19 protein-coding genes and 1 tRNA gene are annotated in these 21,357 nt (G+C 54.2%); 12 read left to right on the forward strand and 8 right to left on the reverse strand.

Features of this window, described 5'->3' with window-relative positions; all coding sequences use genetic code 11:
• Window positions 1–11: 11 nt before the first annotated feature.
• Both ACTJIK_RS24600 and ACTJIK_RS24605 read right to left on the reverse strand, forming a co-directional pair.
• Window positions 12–3,164 (reverse strand): SusC/RagA family TonB-linked outer membrane protein, encoded by a 3,153-nt coding sequence (locus ACTJIK_RS24600; protein WP_440650205.1) that lies wholly within the window; start codon window positions 3,162–3,164, stop codon window positions 12–14.
• A gap of 42 nt (window positions 3,165–3,206) precedes the next feature.
• Window positions 3,207–4,235 (reverse strand): Gfo/Idh/MocA family protein, encoded by a 1,029-nt coding sequence (locus ACTJIK_RS24605; RefSeq protein ID WP_440650206.1) that lies wholly within the window; start codon window positions 4,233–4,235, stop codon window positions 3,207–3,209.
• A 488-nt stretch (window positions 4,236–4,723) separates the two neighbouring features.
• On the opposite strand from ACTJIK_RS24605, the gene ACTJIK_RS24610 reads away from it, so the two are divergent.
• The 4 genes from ACTJIK_RS24610 (at window position 4,724) to ACTJIK_RS24625 (ending at window position 9,333) form a co-directional block, all read left to right on the forward strand.
• Window positions 4,724–5,974 carry an Nramp family divalent metal transporter gene (locus ACTJIK_RS24610; RefSeq protein ID WP_440650207.1) on the forward strand — a complete coding sequence of 417 codons (1,251 nt, stop codon included), beginning with the start codon at window positions 4,724–4,726 and terminating at the stop codon, window positions 5,972–5,974.
• 13 nt (window positions 5,975–5,987) lie between these two features.
• Window positions 5,988–7,004 carry an NAD-dependent epimerase/dehydratase family protein gene (locus ACTJIK_RS24615; RefSeq protein ID WP_440650208.1) on the forward strand — a complete coding sequence of 339 codons (1,017 nt, stop codon included), beginning with the start codon at window positions 5,988–5,990 and terminating at the stop codon, window positions 7,002–7,004.
• 105 nt (window positions 7,005–7,109) lie between these two features.
• Window positions 7,110–8,144, forward strand: coding sequence for a dihydrodipicolinate synthase family protein (locus ACTJIK_RS24620; protein ID WP_440650209.1), 1,035 nt, complete (start codon window positions 7,110–7,112; stop codon window positions 8,142–8,144).
• 7 nt (window positions 8,145–8,151) lie between these two features.
• Window positions 8,152–9,333 (forward strand): M20 metallopeptidase family protein, encoded by a 1,182-nt coding sequence (locus ACTJIK_RS24625; protein ID WP_440650210.1) that lies wholly within the window; start codon window positions 8,152–8,154, stop codon window positions 9,331–9,333.
• Between the two features lie 101 nt (window positions 9,334–9,434).
• Here ACTJIK_RS24625 and ACTJIK_RS24630 read toward each other — a convergent pair whose 3' ends face one another.
• Entirely contained in the window at window positions 9,435–10,718 is a 1,284-nt protein-coding gene (locus ACTJIK_RS24630) for an acetylxylan esterase (protein ID WP_440650211.1), read from the reverse strand.
• A 4-nt stretch (window positions 10,719–10,722) separates the two neighbouring features.
• Window positions 10,723–11,820, reverse strand: coding sequence for a prolyl oligopeptidase family serine peptidase (locus tag ACTJIK_RS24635; RefSeq protein WP_440650212.1), 1,098 nt, complete (start codon window positions 11,818–11,820; stop codon window positions 10,723–10,725).
• A 334-nt stretch (window positions 11,821–12,154) separates the two neighbouring features.
• Here ACTJIK_RS24635 and ACTJIK_RS24640 point away from each other — a divergent pair, with 334 nt between their 5' ends.
• From ACTJIK_RS24640 to ACTJIK_RS24650, 3 genes are all read left to right on the forward strand, one after another.
• A complete protein-coding gene (locus tag ACTJIK_RS24640) occupies window positions 12,155–14,500 on the forward strand; it encodes a GAF domain-containing protein (protein WP_440650213.1) in 2,346 nt (781 codons plus the stop codon).
• Between the two features lie 173 nt (window positions 14,501–14,673).
• Entirely contained in the window at window positions 14,674–14,847 is a 174-nt protein-coding gene (locus tag ACTJIK_RS24645; protein WP_440650214.1) for a hypothetical protein, read from the forward strand.
• 24 nt (window positions 14,848–14,871) lie between these two features.
• Complete coding sequence (locus ACTJIK_RS24650) at window positions 14,872–15,225, forward strand: DoxX family protein (RefSeq protein WP_440650215.1); 354 nt, start codon at window positions 14,872–14,874, stop codon at window positions 15,223–15,225.
• Window positions 15,226–15,249: 24 nt separating this feature from the next.
• Here ACTJIK_RS24650 and ACTJIK_RS24655 read toward each other — a convergent pair whose 3' ends face one another.
• Window positions 15,250–15,624: a winged helix-turn-helix transcriptional regulator gene (locus ACTJIK_RS24655; RefSeq protein ID WP_440650216.1), complete on the reverse strand. Its 375-nt coding sequence runs from the start codon at window positions 15,622–15,624 to the stop codon at window positions 15,250–15,252.
• Window positions 15,625–15,744: 120 nt separating this feature from the next.
• Here ACTJIK_RS24655 and ACTJIK_RS24660 point away from each other — a divergent pair, with 120 nt between their 5' ends.
• The 4 genes from ACTJIK_RS24660 (at window position 15,745) to ACTJIK_RS24675 (ending at window position 19,064) form a co-directional block, all read left to right on the forward strand.
• Window positions 15,745–16,539: an SDR family oxidoreductase gene (locus ACTJIK_RS24660; protein WP_440650217.1), complete on the forward strand. Its 795-nt coding sequence runs from the start codon at window positions 15,745–15,747 to the stop codon at window positions 16,537–16,539.
• A 40-nt stretch (window positions 16,540–16,579) separates the two neighbouring features.
• Window positions 16,580–17,479: an arginase family protein gene (locus ACTJIK_RS24665; RefSeq protein WP_440650218.1), complete on the forward strand. Its 900-nt coding sequence runs from the start codon at window positions 16,580–16,582 to the stop codon at window positions 17,477–17,479.
• 142 nt (window positions 17,480–17,621) lie between these two features.
• A complete protein-coding gene (locus ACTJIK_RS24670; RefSeq protein WP_440650219.1) occupies window positions 17,622–18,029 on the forward strand; it encodes a RidA family protein in 408 nt (135 codons plus the stop codon).
• Between the two features lie 117 nt (window positions 18,030–18,146).
• Window positions 18,147–19,064: an arginase family protein gene (locus ACTJIK_RS24675; RefSeq protein ID WP_440650220.1), complete on the forward strand. Its 918-nt coding sequence runs from the start codon at window positions 18,147–18,149 to the stop codon at window positions 19,062–19,064.
• Window positions 19,065–19,075: 11 nt separating this feature from the next.
• Here the strand turns inward: ACTJIK_RS24675 and ACTJIK_RS24680 are convergent, their stop codons facing one another.
• Window positions 19,076–19,609, reverse strand: coding sequence for a T6SS immunity protein Tdi1 domain-containing protein (locus ACTJIK_RS24680; protein WP_440650221.1), 534 nt, complete (start codon window positions 19,607–19,609; stop codon window positions 19,076–19,078).
• Between the two features lie 153 nt (window positions 19,610–19,762).
• Here ACTJIK_RS24680 and ACTJIK_RS24685 point away from each other — a divergent pair, with 153 nt between their 5' ends.
• Window positions 19,763–20,815, forward strand: a complete 1,053-nt coding sequence (locus ACTJIK_RS24685) for an outer membrane protein assembly factor BamB family protein (RefSeq protein WP_440650222.1) — start codon at window positions 19,763–19,765, stop codon at window positions 20,813–20,815.
• A gap of 75 nt (window positions 20,816–20,890) precedes the next feature.
• Here ACTJIK_RS24685 and ACTJIK_RS24690 read toward each other — a convergent pair.
• A tRNA-Leu gene (locus ACTJIK_RS24690) sits at window positions 20,891–20,974 on the reverse strand.
• A 13-nt stretch (window positions 20,975–20,987) separates the two neighbouring features.
• Window positions 20,988–21,323 (reverse strand): hypothetical protein, encoded by a 336-nt coding sequence (locus ACTJIK_RS24695; RefSeq protein ID WP_440650223.1) that lies wholly within the window; start codon window positions 21,321–21,323, stop codon window positions 20,988–20,990.
• Window positions 21,324–21,357 lie beyond the last annotated feature (34 nt).

Genomic DNA, 21,357 nt, shown 5'->3' on the forward strand with positions numbered 1-21,357 from the left:
GTATTTACAGGTTAGAAGGTTGCTTTTATACCGAAAGTGACCGTGCGGGCCCGCGGGTAAGCTGAATAATCGAAACCGGAAGAAAGTGCGCTGTGGCGGACGGATACTTCGGGGTCCATACCGGAATAGCTGCTCCAGGTCCAGAGGTTTTGCGCGGAAACGGCCAGGCTTATATTGCTGATCTTCGCGGGCGCCAGCCAGCGGCCGGGAAGCGCGTATGCCAGGCTCAGCGTTTTGAGGCGCAGGTAGCTGCCGTCTTCTATCACGCGGGAAGAATACAGCCCGTACATGGTCTGACCGCGGCTCACGGGAATGTCGCTGTCCGGGTTTTCCGGGCTCCACCTGTTCACATACGATTTGTACTGGTTCAGGTTGTTGCGGTTGCCCACGTTCTCTTCAAACATCAGGCGGTTGGCGTTCATGATGTCGTTGCCGTAAGACCACTGGAAAAACACGTTCAGGCTGAAACCTTTGTAGGAGAAGTTGTTGGAGAAACCGCCGGTGTGAATGGGGAGGCCGCGGCCTATCACGGTCATGTCGCTGCTGTTGGCCACGCCATCGCCGTTGATGTCGCGGAACTTGTTGTGCCCGGGCTTGATCATATCGCGCGTGTCTGTATTGGCAGGCACGTCCTTGCGCAGCACGTAAGAGCCAGGCGCGGTCTCAATAAAATCTTCGTATTTGTACAGCCCGTCCCAGATGTAGCCGTAGAACAGGGACGTAGACTGCCCCCGCCGGGCGATGTACAATGCGCCCTTATAACCGGAATCCCAGCTCATGGGCGTCAGCAGGGCTTCTTCGCCTTCCGCCAGCTCCAGCACTTTGGTTTGGTTGAAGCTGATATTGAAGCTGCTGCTCCAGGTGAAATGTTTCGTGTTCACATTCACGGTATTCAGGGAAAACTCCAGCCCCTGGTTGCGCACGCTGCCGATGTTCTTGAACACCGTCTCAAACCCGGTGGTATAGGGTACATTGGCTTGCAGCAGCAGGTCGCGGGTTGTTTTGCGGTAAGCGTCTACCGTCAGTTCTATGCGGTTGTTGAAAAGCGCGAGGTCGTAACCAAGGTTGATCTGCGACGTGCTTTCCCATTTCAGGTTGCGGTTGCCGATGGTGCCGGGTATCACGCCTTTGGAAGGCGTGGCGTTGTTGAATGAATACGAAGCGCCGATGGGCAATTGAAGGGAAGGCATGTAATCAAAATCCCCCACCCTGTTGTTGCCCGTTACGCCGTAGCTGATGCGCAGCTTCGCGTCTGACACGAAGGAGAGGCTTTTCATGAATCGTTCCCCGCTCATGCGCCATGCGAAAGCGGCGGATGGGAAATAGCTCCACTGGTTCTCCGGCGCGAATTTGGACGACCCGTCCGCACGCAGGCTGGCGGTGAACAGGTACTTCGAACGGTAACCATAATTCACGCGGCCGAGGAAGGAAGCCAGGGTGTAGTTGCCTTCCGAAGCGTAAGCCTGGTATGGAATACCTTCATCCAGCCCGCTCAGCTCCAGTTCTTCGTTAGGAACCTGTTGTGCGGCGAAGCCGTAACGCGAACGTTTGCCGCCCTGCATGGTCATGCCGGCCACCACATCCAGCTTATGTACTTTTTTGAAGGTTTTGCGGTAGCTCAGCGTGTTCTCGTTCACCCAGGTGTTCAGCTCGTCGTAACTCACGGAGCCGTTGATGCCTTGCACGTTGGTGGGGAACAGCGGGGTGCCTTTGTGGGTCATGCTGTTGAAGAAGGCGTCGCTGCGGCCGGTTTGGCTGTTGATGCCGCCGGTCACTTTCAGCAGCAGCTCTTTTGTAATGTTATAATCGATATATGCGTTGGCAGTGAAGTTTTTAATACCGCGCAGCCGCAGCTCGTTCTGCGTGCTGATCACGGGATTGATGCGGTGATCCGCCGCGTCGGTGATGGTGGGGTCGAAAAGATCTTCGGTAAGATCCACGCCTGCGCCGCTTACGGGGCGGTAGCCCCATACGCTGAAGAGCAGGTAATTGGTGCTTTGCGAAGCATCGGCGGAAGGAGATGCGCCCGTTTGCGTGGTATTGCTGTAGTTGATCGTTACGCCGGTCTTTACTTTGGGGCTCACCACCTGGTCGATGCTGGCCCTGCCCTGGTAACGTTTGAAACCGGATTTGATGATGATCCCTTCCTGGTTGGAAACCGAGCCGGAAAGCGCATACTGCGTCTGTGAATTGCCGCCTCTCAGGGAAAGGTTGTGCGTGGTCATGGGCGCGGTGCGGAAGATGTAGTCCTGCCAGTTGTAGCCCTGCTCGTTCTTGTAGGATTCAAGCGTTTTGCCATTCTGCAAATACGATTCAGTGGCCAGGTCCGCATTGCGGTCGTACTGGTATTTCACGAACTCGTAAGGGTCCATCATGGGAATGGTCTTCAGCACCTTCTGCACGCCGTAGTTACCGCTGTAGGTCACTACCGGCTTGCCGGGCTTGCCTTTTTTGGTGGTGATCACGATCACGCCGTTGGCCCCGCGCGCACCGTAGATGGCGGTTGCGGAAGCGTCTTTCAGCACGTCGATGGAGGCAATATCGTCCGGGTTGATGGAAGCGTTTTCAGGGTCTTCCATGGGGAATCCGTCTATCACGTAAAGCGGCGCGTTGCTTTGTGTGAGGGAGTTGGCGCCGCGTATCACGATGTTCATCTGCGAGCCGGGCTGACCTTCGCCGGAGGAAACCTGCACGCCGGCCAGCCTGCCGGCCAGCGCTTCGTCGAAGTTAAGCACCGGGGCTTTGGAAAGGTCGTCCATATTTACTTTGCTGACGGAGCCGGTGAGATCTTTTTTGGCCACAGCACCGTAACCGATCACGACCACTTCATCGATGCCTTTTGCGGCCTCTTTTAAAGTGATATGAATAAGGTGCTGGTCTTTCACCGTAAAGCTCAGCCTTTCAAAGCCGATGTAGCTGAACACCAGGGTTTCGCCCGGTTGCGCCGCGATGCTGAAGCGCCCGCTGGTGTCTGTAGTTGCTCCCCGGCCGGTGCCGTTCACTTTTACGCTAACGCCCGGTAATGCAAGACCGGAGCCGGCTGCGGTCACCCTGCCTTTTACCGGCGAAGAACTTTGCGCGAAGGAAAACACCGGAAGCAGGAACAGCAAAAGCATGAGGTATCCTGTACCACGCCGTGCATAGGTATATCGTTCCGATTTCATGATCAGAAATTTTATTGTTAAAGAGTATGCTATAAAAAGGAGTTACCTGCGGTGTTTCCTGGCACGGTTGTACATGGCTTCCAGCGTTACCGGCGCGCCTTTTTTGCGTTTGCTTTCATCCGCCGCTTCCATGAAGGCGAGTATTTCCAGCGTTTCCGATTCCTGTACGGGCGGCTTGCCAGTTTTGAAAAATTCCGCGATCTGTACTACCAGCGGCACATAACCTTTAAAGGGACCGAGCGTTGCCACGCCTTTTTCGCCATACACGGTTCCGCCGTATTCGGATTTACCGGTGCGGTTGCCCCGGAAAGTGCCGATGCGCCCGTCTGCCCAGGTGCCCACGATCACGTCCGTGGTTTCGGTCTGCGTTCTGGTCACGGATATGCAGCCGGGGCCCATTACGGTAAACAGCGTTTCCACGCCGTGAATGCCGTACCAGAAAATATCCGGGTGCGTTTTTTCGAGGTGGCAGGGACTGAAGGTATCGGCCCCGAACACTTTCCCGACGGAACCGCCTGCCACTGCCTGCGCGCTTTCCATGTAACGGAGGGAAGAAGCGGAGAATACCGGCGCGTTGTATTTGCGCGCGGCGTCGAAGATGGCCATGCCTTCGGCCAGGGAGGCAGACAGCGGTTTGTCTATGAACACTTTCTTACCGGCTTTCAGCGCGGGCAGGGCCTGCCGCAGGTGCGGGCGCCCGTCGTTGGATTCCACCATTACCACATCCACCTTTGCCACCAGCGCGTCTATGGAGTCCGTCATTTCGACGCCAAGCTTTTTCAGCTCTTCCACGAAGCCCGGCAAACGTTTGAGGTTATTTTCTATGTCGGGGCTGGCTTCCGCGAAAGCGGCCGTTACTTTAAAACCTTCCACACCGGGTACGGGCGTGGGGCTGTTAAAGCTTTTGGCGAATGCTACGGCGTGCGAGGTATCGCAGCCGATAATACCGATGCGGATAGGATCGGCAAAGGATGCGAAGGCCCTGAGGGGCAGGGCTGCGGCCAACCCGGCGCCTGCGCCGGCGGTGGTAATAGTCTGCAGGAACTTGCGGCGGTCATACAAATGCGTCATGAGGAACAGTCTGATTAATTAAGCTGAATGATTCGGTTGACTATCTATATAATAGGTTAAATGGCTGAAACCCGGGGAAGAAAGATAAATTTCGTGTACGTACCCGTTCTTTCTTCCAAAATTAGGCTGACTGGCAGCCCGGTTGATGTGTTTACCCGGTTTTCGGGTACGCACCCGGAAATTAGAAAATATTTCCTGAAACTGCAAAGCATTTTCTTCCAACTGGTGGATATTTCTCAGGAAATAAAAGGAATCCTGGCATAAGCGGCCGATTTACAATCAAGGAATACCCCGGTTTTGGCCGGTAAAAAACCCTTCTTCTTTTTTGCATAAAATATTTGCATTTATGACCCCGGGCGTGTACTTTCGTGTACGTACCCGAAATTACATCTTTTTTTCTGGTATCATTAACCGCCTGTGCCGGCATTGATATCTCCCGGCATCCACCCGTTTTTTCGTTCTTCAGGAAACCAAAATTAAAACGCGCAATGAACAACACCACTGTTATGCAGGAACCTAAGGCAACGGCCGCTCCTGCTTCCCGGTACAGGAACTGGCTGCAGGCCATCGGGCCGGGGATGATCACCGCGGCGCTGGTATTCGGCCCCAGCAAGATCACCATTACTTCCATGATGGGCGCCCGGTATGGATACGACCTGCTCTGGCTGGTAGCGGCCGCTATTTTTTTTATGATCGTGTTTGCCACCATGGCGGCAAGAGTGGGTATTGCCACCAGCGAATCCATCCTCACCACCATCGGCCGCAAATGGGGCAACGGCGCGCGCATCGCCATCGGCGTCGGCGTATTCTTCGTTTGCGCATCCTTCCAGGCGGGCAACTCCATCGGCACGGGCATCGCGGTAGCGGAAGCCACGCACACCAGCCCGGTCACCTGGATCGTGGTGTTCAACCTGCTGGCCATAGGCATGCTGTTCTACCGCGCATTCTACAAAGCACTGGAGAAGATCATGATCGTGCTCATCGCGCTGATGCTGGTCGCTTTTATCGCCACCCTCTTCCTCTCCAAACCTTCCGTGACGGGCATGGCGGCAGGACTCGTGCCCACTGTGCCGGCCGGCTCGCTGCAGCTGGTGATCGCCTTCACGGCATCCTGCTTTTCCATAGTGGGAGCCATTTACCAGTCGTACCTCGTGCAGGAACGCAAGCGCCTGCAACCGCATGCCAAACAGACCGGGCGGGAAACCTATCCCGGTATGATCATTCTCGGCCTGCTGAGCGCCATCGTGATGGTATGCTCCGCCGCAGTGCTGCACACCAAGGGCATACCGGTGAACACGGCTACAGACATGGGCCGCGCCCTGGAGCCCATCTTCGGCAACCTTGCCTCCGCCCTCTTCCTTTCCGGCCTTTTCGGCGCTTCATTCTCATCTGTGATCGGCAATGCGGCGCTCGGCGGCACGCTCCTCGGCGATGCGCTTGGTTACACCGGCCAGCTGCAATCTTCCATGGTCCGCTTTCTTATCGGCGTGGTGATGGTGATAGGCGCGGCGGTCGCCATTATATTCGGGAAACTCCCGCTGCAGCTGATCGTGCTGGCGCAGGCGGTCACGATCTTTATTGTGCCCTTCATCGGCATTGCCCTGTACCTTACCGCCAACGATGAAAAGATCATGGGCGCATACCGGAACACGCCTTTTATCAAGGTTGTAGGCGCAATAGGATTGATCATCATGTTGTTGCTGGCAGCCAGTAATGTGAAAACTTTATTCTTCTCCTGATAATTTATTCTTCATGAAAAATATTCAAACAACGGTAGACAGGCTATTGCAGCCCTCCCCTGCCCTCGTGGCCGATGTTGCAAAGCTGGAAGGCGATATCCTTATTCTTGGCGTAGGTGGAAAGATCGGGCCCAGCCTGGCCAGGCTGGCGCAACAGGCCGTGAACCTGTCCGGCGTGCCACGCAAAGTGACCGGCGTTTCGCGTTTAACGGAGCCCGGGCTGAAAGAAGAACTGGCATCGTACGGCGTGGAAGCCATCGCAGCCGACCTGATGAACGAAGCCGATCTCGCCAAGCTGCCGGACGCGCGTAACGTGCTGTACCTGGCGGGCACCAAGTTCGGCACCACCGGCAAAGAGGCCTTTACCTGGGCGATGAATGCCTACCTGCCAGGCCGTGTGGCGGAAAAATATAAGAATTCGAAGATCGTGGTATACAGCACAGGCAATGTGTACCCGTTCACCCCGGTGTTTTCCGGCGGGGCAGACGAAAGCACGCCGCCCGCCCCGGTGGGCGAGTACGGCCAGTCGTGCCTGGGCCGCGAGCGCGTGTTCGAACATTTCTCCAACCAATACAACACCCCTATTCTCGTATACCGCCTCAACTACGCGAACGACCTGCGTTACGGCGTATTGCTGGAGATCGCGAAAAGCGTGCTGGCGGAGAAACCCATCGACCTGCGCATGGGACATGTGAACGTGATCTGGCAGGGCGACGCGAACGAGATGGCGCTGCGCAGCTTCCACCATTGCAGCGCGCCGGCTAAATTCCTGAACATCACCGGCCCTGAAACAGCGCCCGTACGCTGGATCGCGGAAGAGTTCGGGAAGATCATGCAAAAAACGCCGCAGTTCGTCAACGAAGAGCAACCTACCGCGCTGCTGAGCAACGCAGCGGAAAGCTTCCGGCTGTTCGGCTATCCCAGAACCGGCCTGCTGCAAATGATCGGCCTGACGGCGGAATGGCTGCTACAGGGCGGCGCCACGATCCAGAAACCCACGCATTTCCAGGAAAGGGCGGGAAAATTCTAACGGGCAAAAATTTGTCACACAGCAGCCGGCTAGCGGAAACCCGCAGCAGTTCCCGGAAGCCGCCGTGCATATTTAACTGACAGCTATCAAACAACTTTATCCATCATGCAATCTTCCATAGAACAACTGCTATATGCCGGCACCGTGATACCGGCGCACCCGCTTGCGCTTACCGCGGAGCGTAAGCTCGACGAAGCCCGCCAGCGCAGGCTTACACGTTACTACATAGCCGCAGGCGCAGGCGGCGTGGCCGTGGGCGTGCATACCACGCAATTCGCCATCCGCCATCCTTCCGTGAACCTTTACGAAACCGTGCTGCGGCTGGCGGCGGAAGAAATTGAAAAAGCGAAATTAGGCCGCCCCTTTATTAAAGTAGCCGGCGTTTGCGGGCCCACCGAACAGGCTGTAAAAGAAGCGAAGCTGGCCGCAGGGCTCGGCTACCACCTCGGGCTCGTAAGCCTGGGCGGGTTGCAGCACCTGAGCGAAGACCAGCTGATAACACATCTCAAAACCATAGCGGAAGAGATCCCCGTTTTCGGATTTTATCTCCAACCTTCCGTTGGAGGCCGTATATTGAGTTACCATTTCTGGGAACAGCTGGCAGCCATCCCGAACGTGAAGGCCATCAAAACGGCCCCGTTCAACCGCTACCAGACCCTGGACGTGGTGCGTGCCGTATGCAGCTCCCCCCGCCGGGACCAGATCGCTCTCTACACCGGGAACGACGACAATATACTGGCAGACCTCCTCACCACCTACCGCTTCAAAGTGAACGGGCAAACGGTGGAGAAAAGTTTTGCCGGCGGGTTGCTCGGGCACTGGTCCGTATGGACCAGCAATGTGGCCTCCCTGTTTGCGGACATCCGCCACATGAGCCCCCAGGAAGTATTGCGTACAGGCATTGCCGTTACAGACATGAACGCCGCGCTGTTCGACCCTTCGCATGCCTTTGCGGGCTCCATTGCCGGGATACATGAAGTACTCCGCAGGCAAGGCCTCCTGGAAGGCACCTGGTGCCTGGATCCGGAAGAAACCCTTTCCCCCGGCCAGCTGGAAGAGATCGACCGCGTTACGGCCGCTTATCCTGAACTGACGGATGACGCGTTCGTAAAGGCGTTCCTTGAGAAGGACAAAATCTGACAGTGATATGTTGAAAGAAAGGATCAGGGAAGAAGCCCGCCGCATACACGAAGAAGCGGTGCAAACGAGGCGGCACCTGCATGCGCACCCGGAGCTTTCGTTTATTGAAGAAAACACGGCAGCCTTTGTGGCCGCAAAGCTGGACGCCATCGGCCTGCCCTATGAAAGAATGGCCAACACCGGCCTGGTGGCCCTGCTGCAAGGCAAAAAAGGGCCGTCAGGCAAAGTAGTGGCGCTCCGGGCAGACATGGACGCGCTGCCCATCCACGAGCTGAACGAGGTACCTTATAAATCCAAAACACCGGGCGTTATGCACGCCTGCGGGCACGACGGGCATACCGCTTCCCTGCTGGGCACCGCTGCCATCCTCAAATCGCTGGAGAACGACTTTGCCGGCACCATCAAATTCATCTTCCAGCCCGGGGAAGAATGCACGCCCGGCGGCGCCAGCATCATGATCCGCGAAGGCGTGCTGCAAAATCCTGCCCCCCACTGCATTCTCGGCCAGCACGTGATGCCCGAGCTGGAAGCCGGCAAGATCGGATTCCGCGCGGGCAGGTACATGGCCAGCGCAGACGAGCTTTATATCACCGTGCACGGAAAAGGCGGCCACGGCGCTATGCCGCACACAACCATAGACCCCGTACTGATCGCCAGCCACATGATCGTCGCGCTGCAACAGATCGTAAGCAGGAACGCCAATCCCACTACACCCTCCGTACTTACATTCGGCAAAGTGATCGCCAACGGCGCGCACAACGTGATACCCGACAAAGTCACGATAGACGGCACTTTCCGCACCATGGATGAAACCTGGCGCTTCGAGGCGCACCGCAGGATCGAGGCCATGGCTAAAAGTATCGTGGAAAGCATGGGCGGAACCTGCGAGGTGAAGGTCGTGGTGGGTTACCCTGTGCTGATCAATGAAGAAAAACTGACGGCTGCCACACGACAGCTTACCGAAGAATACCTTGGGAAGGAAAACGTGGTGGACCTCCCCATCTGGATGGCCGCGGAAGACTTTGCATCTTATTCGCAACTGGCGGATGCCTGCTTTTACCGCCTCGGCGTACGCAATGAAGCGCGCGGCATCACATCGGGCCTTCATACCGCTACTTTCGACCTGGATGAAAGCAGCCTTGAAACAGGCGCGGGATTAATGGCCTGGCTGGCGCTGAAAAGCCTGTGACATAGTTTTACTCTCCAAACCAGATAACGGGCGTTTAAGCCTGAAAAGGGGCAATAATCAGATTATTGCCCCTTCTTTATGAATTAAACCGAACGCAGCTTTTATTTCGCCTTCAGTTTTCCCATCAGCCAGCTATTCTGTTCATCATGCTGGTCCGGGTAAGCCCAGTGGCCCGTTTCCAGGTACAGCGACAGCTCTTTCGGCGCGGTGATCACGTTGTAGGAGGCATACATGGAGGTAGGCGGGCAGGTCTCATCGTTGAAGCCCCAGGTGTAGCGGCCCGGCGCTTTCACGCGGCGCGCGAAATTCACCACGTCGTAATAGCCGGCGGTGGCTATGAAGTCCTTCCTGTCCTCATTCTTTTTATAGAACATATGCGGCCAGCCGCCGGCGCGGTTATGCAGATAGCCGGTCACGTCGCTGAGCGCGGGATACATCGCGGCAAGACAGGTTACGCGCGGGTCCAGCGCAGCGGTAACCAAAGACAAAGCGCCGCCCTGGCTTCCGCCCTGCACGCCGAGATTCTTACCGTCGTATTGCGGGAGGCTGGCAATAAAATCGTTTGCCCGCACACAGTTGAGATAAACGCGTTTGTAATAGTAGCGGTCCTTATCGTCCATATTGAACATGGGATAACCGCTCAGGGCGCCGCTGAGCAGGCTGTTATACACGCCCGCATCCATGTTCACCGGGATGCCGTGGATGCCGATCTCGAAAGTGATCACGCCGTTCTCGGCCTTGGCAATGTCTCCCGCATACGGCCTGATACCGGCGCCAGGCACACGCAGCACGGCGGGGTATTTCCCTTCTTTTTTCGGCATGCATAAAATACCGTATAACCTGGACTGTCCGTAACCCTGCAGGTTCACATGGTATACGTCCGCCTTCTCCGTGCAGCGTTCGGGCAGCAGCGTCATTTTTGCATCGAGGGGGATCCTGGAAAGTTCGGTTTTCCCTTTCTCCCAGAAGCTGTCAAAGTCCGCGGGGTTTTCCACCGTCGGTTTGATCTTTTCAGGGTCGTAACCCGCGGTAGCGATGCGTTTGTAGGTTTTTCCGTTCACTTCCGCCGTTACCGCGCAACGCAGAAAGCCGGGCGTGCTCATCGTGCCGCCGTCTATCACCAGGCTGCCGTTTGTAAGCGTCGCGGTTTGTTTCACAACGGGCGCCATTTTTTCAGGGCCGGTTTCATAATCAATTTTTACGCCTTTCACGGGGTTGCCGTTCTGCAATACCATGACCGTGAATTTTGCTTTTTCACCGGTATGGTACAGCCAGTTGGAATGATCGGGCGCCACCACTACTTTCACCGCCTGCTCTACAGGCTGAGCGATGGCTGCGGCGGCCAGGAAAAATAAACCAAGAAGTACGCTTGAGAATTTGTGCATGCTTTTATTTTTTCAGACAATAAATGAGGAATTGAAAGGCCTGTTCGTTGGAATGTGCATTAGGCGCGTGTTCCGGCCGGTTGGTCATGGCTACCCGGTTGCTGTAACCCAGCAGCCTGTTCACCGCGATGGAATGATTCAGCGCTACCCAGCGCACGGGCGTATCTTCCGCCCCGCCTGAAACGAGGAAAGGCCGCGGCGCCATCAGCGCATGCAGCTCATGCAGGTCGAAGCCTTCCTTCACCAGCTGCGGATATAAGCCCCGCGCGGGATTCTCAGCCGAAATGCGGCTTCTTTTGCGCCAGGGCTTTGGCGTATAGCCAAGGTACCAGGGTTCCCAGTAATTCACGCCGTCCCGCGATTCGTCGAACACAATGCCGGGGTCCGACCATACGGCGCAGGCAAACTTTTCGTACAGGCAGGAGGCGAACATGGCCCATTTGCCGCCGAAAGAATGCCCCATAATACCAATGCGCGACGCATCCACAAAAGGTTCTTTTGCCAAAGTTTCCAGGCTGTTGGCCGCAGCACAGGCCAGCATGGAAAGCGGCTGCACTGTTGCATCCTGGAGGCCGGGATGATAGAGGGAGAAGGTCTGGTCTTTCGTGGCCTGCGTGGTGCCGATAGACAGGGTTACAAATCCCCTCCGCGCCAGCTGCAAAGCAAAATCACGGTCCTTTTTATCGTCGAGGCCAGCAGCGGTTTCGGGATTGTAGTACACGGTGATCACCGCTGGCTTTTTACCGGGCGAGTCCGGCACCAGCAGGTACCCTTCGGTATATTCAAGCGGCGTCCAACGGTAACGTACCCGGTATTGCGTGAAATTTTCTCTTTTCAGGGAATCGGTGTATTGCAGCCTCTGCAGCGTGTCTACCGCCGGCCAGCGGCCCATCTTGCTGTGCCAGGCATCCAGTATCTCCGCGCGGCGCCGCGGCCAGTCCGCAGCGGTTTTCACCGGCGTGCCATCGTAAAACTTCAGCGGGCTGCGGTAGGGACCGTATTGGGATGCATAGGCGGCAGGAACGGTGAAGAAGCTGTCTGCCGCAGGCACCTGGCATTGCGCAGGCAGGGCAAGCAGCATTAAAGCGTGGAATAATTTCATGCGGTGTTAGTTTCCGGGGGTAAAAAATAATAATTATTCTTTGATAATTACAGGAAAAAGATGCGGCGGATAACACATTGCCGTGTACACCGCAGCCAATGCCGTTAAATTACATCCGGCAGCCGTGGTAAAGGCCGGCGCGCTGCCGTTATCTATGCCAGCATTATGCGCCTGCCCCGGTCGTTGATCGCGGGCAGGGGTTTAAACGGAACTTAAAAAATGGATAATGTAACGGACCCGGGTATTCCTGCCCGGTCACTATCTGTGCCCCTTTTGCCGGAATTGCTTATTTTCACAAAGCATTTAACCTGACGTTCAGGGAAATTACCTTTCCATGGAAAAGAGCATTCTCGATATATCCGGCAACCGGGCCTTCGCCTTCCCGGTGGACGCCGCCATATCTTTCAGACCGTTCATGGCCCACATCGAAAAACGGGCCGCGGAAGAACAGGGTCTCAAAAAAAACTTCTACCTCACCGTGCTGGAACGGTTTCGCGAAAAACCCGGCGTAGAGGACGATATTGCGCTGGAAGACATCTACCGTTTTGAAGATCTGCTGGAATATCTCTACGCCATGCTTTCCCCTACCCTTGCGGCTGAAAGCGACCTGGCCTGGGGGCTTGCCTTTCCCCTGCAACCCATCCTGTTCTACGGCACCGCGCCCATTTATGAAATGCTGACCAGTCAAAGCGAAAACCCGGAGGAGTACACGAATATCAAAACCCCGCAGGAATATCACCAGGAACGGCTGAAGCTCATGTATTCGCTCATCCTGCAAAGGCTGTACAACTTCATGCCGCCGGCGCAGGCAGGGCAATACCACTCCTGGTCGAGGGGAAGCAGCGGCCTGCTCCGCTATTATCATACCGCCGTAAACATGGATTACCTGGAAGTGACCGTCAAAGGCGAGCTTCCGCCGCTGGACATCAACCAGCTGCATCCCCTGCTTTCGGCGCCGGAAGGATTTGCCGAACTGGAAAACCTTTTGCCGCTGGACCGTTTCAGGTTCCGGGGCATTTCCGTGGTAACGGCTACCGACGTAACGCCGTTGCAGGCCGTGGAGAACATCCGGAACATCCGGCTGAAAGCCCGGCCCGGCGATAGCAAAAGCGGGTATGACGATGTGGTGCGTTCGCTGAAAACACTGGTGCAGAACGACCGTATCGAATTCGACCTGTTCCCTTTTGTGCGGGTGAACAACCGCGGCGTGTTCGGTTACGAAAAAAGCGGCACCGGCATCCTCTTCTCCGTATGGGGTGAAAATAATTATACGCCCGATGAATTCGCCAGGAACGTTGCGGCCTATTCGGCGAAGCCCGACACTTTCTTTTCGGCTGACCTGGATGACCCTGCGCTGCTGAACGTGTCGTTCGTGCAGATGTTCCGCAAGCTGGGCGTGCGCTCGCTTGCGCTGACGCCCGTTTTTTACCAGGGAGAGGCCGTGGGCGTACTGGGCATGCATACCTGGGGCAACGACCGCTTCGATGAAAAAGTGCTCGCCCTGCTGAAACCAGCCATATCGCCCATTGCGCAGCTGATGCAGATATATATCGACGAGTTCAACCTGGAGCTGGAGAACATCATCAAGGAAAAGTTTACCTCCATACAACCCGCGGTGCAATGGAAGTTCAACGAAGTGGCCTGGCATATCCTGCATCATAAAAAGAAAAACCTTGCGGTGGAAAGCGAGCCGATCCGCTTCGAACAGGTATACCCGCTCTACGGCGCCATCGACATCCGGAATTCCACGCTGGAAAGGAACAAGGCGGCGCTGGCCGACCTGGACGCGCATATCATGCTTCTTTCCAACACCCTTTCCGCCCTGCAGGAGCACCACCAGTCCGTGTTGCTCGACGAAATGCTGTTCCACTGCAATAAATGGCGGCAGGTGCTGGAACAGGGCGTGCTGCCTACAACAGACGAGGCCAACCTGAACCATTTCCTGAACGAGGAGATCACCGCCTACCTCAAACATATCGCGCAGCAAACACCGGCCGCGCGCAACGGCATAGAGGCCTACCTGGATATTACCAAAAAGCCCGACGGTGAAGTGCAACGCCACCGCAACGCGCTGGAAACATCCATGCAAAAGCTCAATGCCGCCGTGAATCAATATTTCGAAGAGGAAAAAGAAAAGCTGCAACAATCCTATCCCTGCTATTTCGAAAAATTCAGGACAGACGGCATTGAATACGATATCTACATCGGGCAGTCCATTGCGCCCAAGCAGCCCTTCGATCATTTCCATCTCAAACACCTTCGCCTCTGGCAGCTTTCATCGATGGCCGCCATTGCAAAGCTTACGCGTTCGCTGTTGCCGGAAATGACGGTGGAACTGCAAACCACACAGCTCATTTTTGTGCACAACCATCCTATCGACATCAGTTTCAGAACAGATGAACGGAAGTTTGACGTGGAAGGCGCATACAACATCCGTTACCAGATGATCAAGAAGCGCATCGACAAAGTGCATATCCGGAATACCGGCGAAAGGCTTACCCAGCCCGGTAAAATTGCGCTGATCTATTTCAACAAACGGGATGTGGAAGATTACCTGCCGTACGTGCAGTACCTCCAGGAAACAGGCGTTCTGGAGACGGACACGGAAGAGCTGGAGCTGGAAGATCTCCAGGGCCTCAGCGGGCTGCGGGCGCTGCGGTTGGGCGTGAAGTACGAGTAGGCGGAATTTGCCGGACGGTCCTGTGTTTAAAGCTGTTTCTTGGATCAGTAATTAGCGCAACAGCTCCGGCTATGTTATCAATCGGAAAATTGTTGCCTAAAAGGGAAGTAATCAACAGCTGGCACCAGATTTGGGACATTTACAGGTATTGATCTCATCTAAAATCCATCCCCATGAGCATCCCCGACATCATATTAATATTGCTGGCAGTACTGGCTGCTGTTGCCCTGGTGGTATTCCTCGTCAGAAGAAACCGCCGCGACCGGGAAGAACTGCTTCCACCCGGGCCGGACGATCCCGTGGAAGTGAACAAAACGGTTGCCCGGGAGCGGGAGGACGAACTGTAAGGGAGAAAAGCATATCTTTAGTATATGCTGATCCGCATTTTATCCGCCATACTCATACTTGTAGCCGTGTTCATGGGATTCAAGCAGGGTTATGCCATGTTTTCCGGCAAAGCCGACATGATGAACATGTTCGGCAAATGGGGCTTTGGAAGAACTGGCCTGATGATCAACGGGCTGGTCACCATACTCGCCGCATTGCTTATTTTATTCCCCAGAACGTTCCTCTGGGGTAATTTCCTGATGGCCGCCGGTATTTTATTGATCATTTGTTTTCACGTGCAGGACAGGGACCTGAAAGGCGTACTCATCGAACTGCCATTCCTCGCGCTGAACCTGGCGATCATTTACTTCCAACATCCCCTGCAGCAAATGAAATAAGGCCGGATACATTCATCCGCTTCTTTATTCCTTATTTGAAGAAGCTGCTGCAGTTTTCCCGATCACTTCACGTAATTTTTGCTGGTTATCGTCCGCCCATTTGCCCATTGCAATAATTACCGGCATCAGACTCCGGCCGAACGGGGTCAGCTCGTATTCCACTTTAGGCGGCATTTCCGGGAACACCGTGCGGGCAACCAGCCCGTGTTCTTCCAGTTCCTTCAGCTGTATGCCCAGCACGCGGCGGGTGGCATCGGGTATTTTCCGTTGCAGCCCGCTCGGGCGTTTGTGCCCTTCATGAATAAAATACAGCAGCCGTATTTTCCATTTGCCGTAGAGCACTTCGGCCAGCAGGTCCAGCCCGCAGTTCAGCAACACGGGAATTTTTCTTTCAGGCATATCAATCGTTTCAGTTTGTTTTCCGGTGATAGGGAACAAAATGCCCCTATGCGAAAATTCGTTCCGTACTTGTCAGCCATAAGCGCATAGCCGAATTTTGTACCCTGCAAAAATAAAGAAATGGATACATCAATCGACATGAAGAAGGAACTGGCCGGGCAAACTGCGCTGGTTACAGGCGGCACCAAAGGAACAGGCAAAGCGATCGCGGAAAGGCTGGCCGGAGCAGGCGCCACAGTGATCATCACCGCCCGGCGCCCGCCGGAAGAGCCGGATGCGAGGTTTCATTTTATCGCGGCGGACCTTGGCACAGCGGCAGGAACAGATAAAGTGCTGCGCGAGATCGCAGGCACTTATGGCGGCGTAAACATCCTGGTGAATGCACTGGGTGGCTCTGAAACGCCCGGCGGCGGTTTCGGCGCGCTGAACGACAACGACTGGGTGGAAACGCTGCAAACCAACCTGCTGGCGCCTGTGCGGCTGGACAGGGGCCTGCTTCCCTACATGATCGCACGGCATTCCGGCGTGATCGTACATATTGCATCCATACAGGGCAGGCTGCCGCTGCACGACTCCACCCTCCCCTATGCCGCGGCCAAAGCCGGCCTCATCAATTACAGCAAAGGCCTGAGCAAGGAAGTGTCGCCCAAAGGCGTGCGCGTGCTGGCTGTTTCGCCGGGCTGGATCAAAACTACCGCAGCCGTAAGGATGATGGAAAGAATTGCTGAAAGCGCCGGCATTACTGTAGAAGCAGCCAGTCAAAGCGTAATGGACGCGCTCGGCGGCATTCCGATGGGAAGGCCCGCTGAACCGGAAGAAGTAGCCGAACTCGTGGGTTTTCTCGTATCGCCGCGGGCTGGATATTTGTCCGGCACAGAGTTCGTAATAGACGGCGGCACGATCCCCACCATGTAGTGGTTCATTTTTTGAGGGTGTTACCGCAAATACACCTACGATGTTAAACCCGCAAACCATTGATATACTGCTCGCGCCTTCGATCCTGGGCCTGTCTCCAACCGGCGTGGAACTGCTGGGCAAAACGTTGCTGGATAACGGCCTTGCCAAAAGCCTGGGCGTTACCTTGCCTGTAACAGAAGTACCAACGCTGAACCATTTGTATTCCCCTGACAGGGATGAAGACACCAACTGCCTCAATACACAGGCTTTGCAGGACTTTTCAGCCGTGTTGCGCAAAGCGGTCACACATTCGCTGGACCAGCGGCGTTTCCCGCTTGTATTGGGCGGCGATTGCAGCATCCTGCTCGGCATAATGCCTGCACTGAAAAAGAAAGGCCGTTATGGTCTCGTGTTTGTTGACGCGCATGCCGATTTCTATGAACCCGAAAAATCCACCACCGGCGAAGTGGCGGATATGGACCTGGCGATCGTCACCGGCCGCGGGCCGGAAGCCCTGACAAACATGGACCAGTTGCGGCCTTATGTGGAAGATGAACGGGTGATACAGGTAGGGCAGCGCGACCAGGAAGAAACCCGCCGCTTTGGCTCACAGGAGATCAGGGATTCGGCTATTACCTGCATCGGGTTCGACGAAATAGCGCAGAAAGGAATAGAGAACGTCACTGCGCGGGTGCTGCAACAAATGAATGAAACCGAGGCCGAAGGATACTGGCTGCATTACGACCTGGATGTGCTCGCAGACGACATCAATCCCGCGGTGGAATACCGGCTGCCGGGCGGCCTCAGCTTTGAACAGGCGGAGTACCTGGTGAGCAGCCTGCTCGTATCCGGGAAAATTACCGGTATGAGCATCACCATCTACAACCCTTCCCTGGACAAAGACGGGCGCATAGGCCGCAATATTACGGATAGCCTTGCCCGTAGCTTCAACCGATGAACGCCCTGGTCCGGCATTACCTGATCACAGGGCTCTTAACAGCATTGGTATTGATATCGTGGCGGCTTTTTATTGTTGTAACGGGCCGTCTGGCGCAAAGTTTGTGCATGAATACCGTACCTGAACTATAAACAACTGTAACATGGCAAACAATATCCGGCATATCAATCCCGAAGGCTTATTTAAGAGCCCCGCATTCTCCCAGATGGTGATAACCGAAGGCCCGGGCAAAACCATTTACATCGGCGGCCAGGATGCAGTGAACGCCAAAGGCGAACTTGTAGGCAAAGGCGATCTGACGGCACAAACAGAACAGGTGATGCGCAATATCATTACGGCGCTGGCTTCCTGCGGCGCTACGCTGAACGATGTGGTGAAATTAACGATCTATATTGTACAGGGGCAGGATCCGGTGCTGGGTTACAAGGCGGCTGCGCCGTTCATGAGCGAAGTGAAGGCGCCGCCGGCCATTACCGGGCTGCTGGTGTCCGCTCTCATGCATCCTGATTACCTGGTGGAGATAGATGCAACGGCATTTATAAGCGATTAGTAGTTCCGGTATTATTCTTCGTGAACAATACGATCTATCATATAAAGGCCGTCCCTGGTTTACAGAGGCGGCCTTGTATTTTTAGGTGTGTATTTGAAAAGATAGATACCAGTTGTCATGAAAAACAAGCATATCACCCTCATCGGTGCGCCCAGCAGCGCCGGCGCTTATGGCCCGGGACAGGAAAAGGCGCCCCAGGCCCTGCGTGCTGCAGGACTGATAGAATTGCTGGAAGCCCATAACATCCGCGTCAGCGATCAGGGCGACGTTGCCGGCTTCAGGTGGAAGGTGGACAGGGAACATCCCAGGGGCATGAATGCAGGTATTGTGGCCGGTGTTGCCAATGCGGTGGCGGAGAAAGTGCAGGCCTCCTTCCATGAATATGAAAAGATACTTGTCATTGGCGGCGATTGCACCGTTGAGCTCGGTGTGATTGCCGGATGCCTGCACAGATCGGAAAACATCGGCCTGGTGTATATCGATCTTGATACCGACCTTAACACGCCGCACAGCGTTGAAGACGGCGCGTTCGACTGGATGGGCGTTGCGCACCTGCTGAATATCGAAGGAACGGAGAAAAAGCTGGCATCGTTAGGCAAAAGGATCCCGATGCTTCATCCTGCACAGGTCCATTTTTTTGCCAACGGGAATATGACGGGTTTTGAAAAAGCGGTCATTCATCAACACAATATAGCGGAAACACCTGTACGGGAAGTTGAGGCCGATCCCGCGGGAACCGCCGGGAAGATATGCAATGGCTGGGCAAGGTCTTTCGATCACCTGCTGATCCACCTGGATGTGGATGTGCTGGATTATGTTGATATGCCGCTTGCTGAGAACTACCGCAGGAACCAGGGATTGAAATTCGACCAGCTGATGCTGGCGCTGGGGGAATTCCTTAAAACGCCCAACTGGCGTGTTCTTACAATTACTGAAATTAATCCCGATCATGGGGAAAACGATGGATCTACGCTCCGGATGTTTTCAGAAAGGCTGGCGAAGGTGTTGGGAAAAGCTTTTAACGCCCCTGACTAAGTGATGGAAGCTTATTCCACTTTACCAAGTGCCTGTGCAATTACGGAGATATGTTCTTTCATTTTTACTTTTTGAAGATTCTTCACTTCTTCCGCCCCGCCCAGTCCCAGCAAGGGCACATAACCAAAGCAGTCGTCGAAAGCTAATTCACCGAACTGATCTTTGGCTTCGAAATACTGCGTGCCGTCCAGCTCATCGTTCACAAAATCCTTGTCAAGAACATCTTTCAAAAAATACTGGAACCCTGATTCGATTACTTTAGAAAGCCCGTGCCGGAGATTCAGGAGGATGGTATAATTATTTTCCCAAAGAACGAGATCGCCCATAGCTGTCGCAAACATGACTACCGGGTTTTTATATACGGAGTTATAGACCTCCTTTAGCTGCTGCTCAAAATCCTCCGGGTTCACCACCTTCAGGTAGCCGCCGGCCATCGTGCCGAAGCCCTGATCCTGCCAGAGCGAAATGAGCTTTTCCGGCAGCAGGGGCCTGTACTTTTCGATCAGCGAGCTGGCTGGTTTACCTTCGGGTTTGAAATCGTTCATGTTTGTTGTTCTTTATTTGATTGACCCGCCTTACGGCGTGTTTCGGACGTTTACCGTGGCAAAGGTCGTTTATCCTTTGGATAATAATGTAAATTAATACCGTCCTATGAATAACAAAAAATGAACTGTATTTTGAGGTATTAATATTTGCCTATGCGGATCACCCTCCTGTTTGTCATGCTATTTTCCCTTATAGGTTGTTATGGTTATTTGCAGGACGGACCTCCCTATATCCGCTACGCCAAAGGTGATCGTTGGGTAAGCAATTTCAGGAACGAAAATTTCCCGGCGAAAACATTCATCGACGATAAGCTCTACTGCAGCAGCCTGGAGATCGCGACTGACAGCTCCAATCTTCTTTATTGCCTGGATCTAAAAACGGGTATCGTGGATTGGACCGCCAAAGTGTCCAACTGGGCCGGTAGTCCTCCTATTGTCAAAGACAGCTTTATTTATTTCAGCAGCTATGTCGGAGATATTTACCGGTTCGATAAAAACGGGAATAAAATATGGGAACAGCGGGCGCAAAGCGCGTTTGCCGGGCATTCCCTGAATCCATTGAACAATAATCTCATTGTTCACACCGTGTCGGACGGTTCCTATGAACTGGCATTCAGTAATGGGGAAGTGATCAACCATTTTGGCAAAACTTCCCTGGGAAGCAGCATGCCTGTTTTCTATAACCGGTATATGATCCAGGCAGGAATAAAAGAGGATACTACGCTGGTTGGTGAGGGAAAAATGGTACGGTGTATAGATTATCTCGATAAACAGAAGGTGTGGGAATATGAGATGGGAGAAAATATTAAATCGGTTTTTGAAAATGATGGTAAGATCTATTTTATTTCAAAGGGCTTTATCATGCATGCTATTGACATCAATACGGGAGCGAGGATATGGCAATCGGACAGCCTTCAACAGGGTAGCGGTTATTACCCTTCGTCGCCCAAGCTGGTATTTGACCAGGGGAAAATTGTTTTCATGAACGGTAATTTGAACAATTTGACAGTGCTGGACGAGGCTACCGGGAAACTAATAACAAAAGGAACTTACCATGACATTTTAAAGATGCAACTCGTACTCCCGGTCAATCATATATACAAAGTAAAGGCAGACGACAAATCCTATTATACAGTTTGTGTGTCGGACAGTTTCGTTGCACCGCAAAGGATGTATAGTGTTGCTATAATGAAGACGGATCTTTGACAGGTCTATAAAAGGCGGGTTGCCGGAAAGAAAAAGGCCACTCAATGAGTGGCCCTAATTAATTGGCTTTCACCGTGCCCAGAACAGGAATCGAACCTGCACTCCGTTGCCGAAACAAGATTTTGAGTCTAGCGCGTCTACCAATTCCGCCATCTGGGCAATCGCATCCAGGTTATGAAACCTGATCGCGGGATGCAAATGTAGATAATCTCTCCATAATCCGCAAACAAAATTTTTGCTTCGCATAGTACTCCTTCAGCAGTATAACCTGCGCAGGCGTGGCTTTGCCCCGGGCATAAGCTTTAATATCGTCCGCCACTTCCAGGAAGTGCGCCGACATCAGGCCGCTTACCTGGTTCGCAAACTGCGCCCGCTCTTCCGGCAACGCCGCCAACTCCAGCTCCAGCAACCGCTCGTTCAATGCGAGCATTTCCATTTTAAACAGCTCCGGCAACGGGTATTGCTCCCCCGGCGCCAGTATTCCTTTCAATTGATCCAGATACTCCATCTTATTTTGCTAAAATGCAAATTTACAGTAATGT

This window comes from Chitinophaga sp. 22620, from assembly GCF_052044405.1.
GTDB lineage: Bacteria > Bacteroidota > Bacteroidia > Chitinophagales > Chitinophagaceae > Chitinophaga.

What these genes read in the sequence shown, in the direction of transcription:
- ACTJIK_RS24600 (WP_440650205.1), bottom strand. Translation starts at nt 3,164, where the DNA reads ATGAAATCGGAACGATATACCTATGCACGGCGTGGTACAGGATACCTC.
- ACTJIK_RS24625 (WP_440650210.1), top strand. Translation starts at nt 8,152, where the DNA reads ATGTTGAAAGAAAGGATCAGGGAAGAAGCCCGCCGCATACACGAAGAA.
- ACTJIK_RS24635 (WP_440650212.1), bottom strand. Translation starts at nt 11,820, where the DNA reads ATGAAATTATTCCACGCTTTAATGCTGCTTGCCCTGCCTGCGCAATGC.
- ACTJIK_RS24650 (WP_440650215.1), top strand. Translation starts at nt 14,872, where the DNA reads ATGCTGATCCGCATTTTATCCGCCATACTCATACTTGTAGCCGTGTTC.
- ACTJIK_RS24675 (WP_440650220.1), top strand. Translation starts at nt 18,147, where the DNA reads ATGAAAAACAAGCATATCACCCTCATCGGTGCGCCCAGCAGCGCCGGC.
- ACTJIK_RS24630 (WP_440650211.1), bottom strand. Translation starts at nt 10,718, where the DNA reads ATGCACAAATTCTCAAGCGTACTTCTTGGTTTATTTTTCCTGGCCGCC.
- ACTJIK_RS24640 (WP_440650213.1), top strand. Translation starts at nt 12,155, where the DNA reads ATGGAAAAGAGCATTCTCGATATATCCGGCAACCGGGCCTTCGCCTTC.
- ACTJIK_RS24660 (WP_440650217.1), top strand. Translation starts at nt 15,745, where the DNA reads ATGGATACATCAATCGACATGAAGAAGGAACTGGCCGGGCAAACTGCG.
- ACTJIK_RS24615 (WP_440650208.1), top strand. Translation starts at nt 5,988, where the DNA reads ATGAAAAATATTCAAACAACGGTAGACAGGCTATTGCAGCCCTCCCCT.
- ACTJIK_RS24670 (WP_440650219.1), top strand. Translation starts at nt 17,622, where the DNA reads ATGGCAAACAATATCCGGCATATCAATCCCGAAGGCTTATTTAAGAGC.
- ACTJIK_RS24685 (WP_440650222.1), top strand. Translation starts at nt 19,763, where the DNA reads ATGCGGATCACCCTCCTGTTTGTCATGCTATTTTCCCTTATAGGTTGT.
- ACTJIK_RS24645 (WP_440650214.1), top strand. Translation starts at nt 14,674, where the DNA reads ATGAGCATCCCCGACATCATATTAATATTGCTGGCAGTACTGGCTGCT.
- ACTJIK_RS24610 (WP_440650207.1), top strand. Translation starts at nt 4,724, where the DNA reads ATGAACAACACCACTGTTATGCAGGAACCTAAGGCAACGGCCGCTCCT.
- ACTJIK_RS24605 (WP_440650206.1), bottom strand. Translation starts at nt 4,235, where the DNA reads ATGACGCATTTGTATGACCGCCGCAAGTTCCTGCAGACTATTACCACC.
- ACTJIK_RS24620 (WP_440650209.1), top strand. Translation starts at nt 7,110, where the DNA reads ATGCAATCTTCCATAGAACAACTGCTATATGCCGGCACCGTGATACCG.
- ACTJIK_RS24695 (WP_440650223.1), bottom strand. Translation starts at nt 21,323, where the DNA reads ATGGAGTATCTGGATCAATTGAAAGGAATACTGGCGCCGGGGGAGCAA.
- ACTJIK_RS24655 (WP_440650216.1), bottom strand. Translation starts at nt 15,624, where the DNA reads ATGCCTGAAAGAAAAATTCCCGTGTTGCTGAACTGCGGGCTGGACCTG.
- ACTJIK_RS24680 (WP_440650221.1), bottom strand. Translation starts at nt 19,609, where the DNA reads ATGAACGATTTCAAACCCGAAGGTAAACCAGCCAGCTCGCTGATCGAA.
- ACTJIK_RS24665 (WP_440650218.1), top strand. Translation starts at nt 16,580, where the DNA reads ATGTTAAACCCGCAAACCATTGATATACTGCTCGCGCCTTCGATCCTG.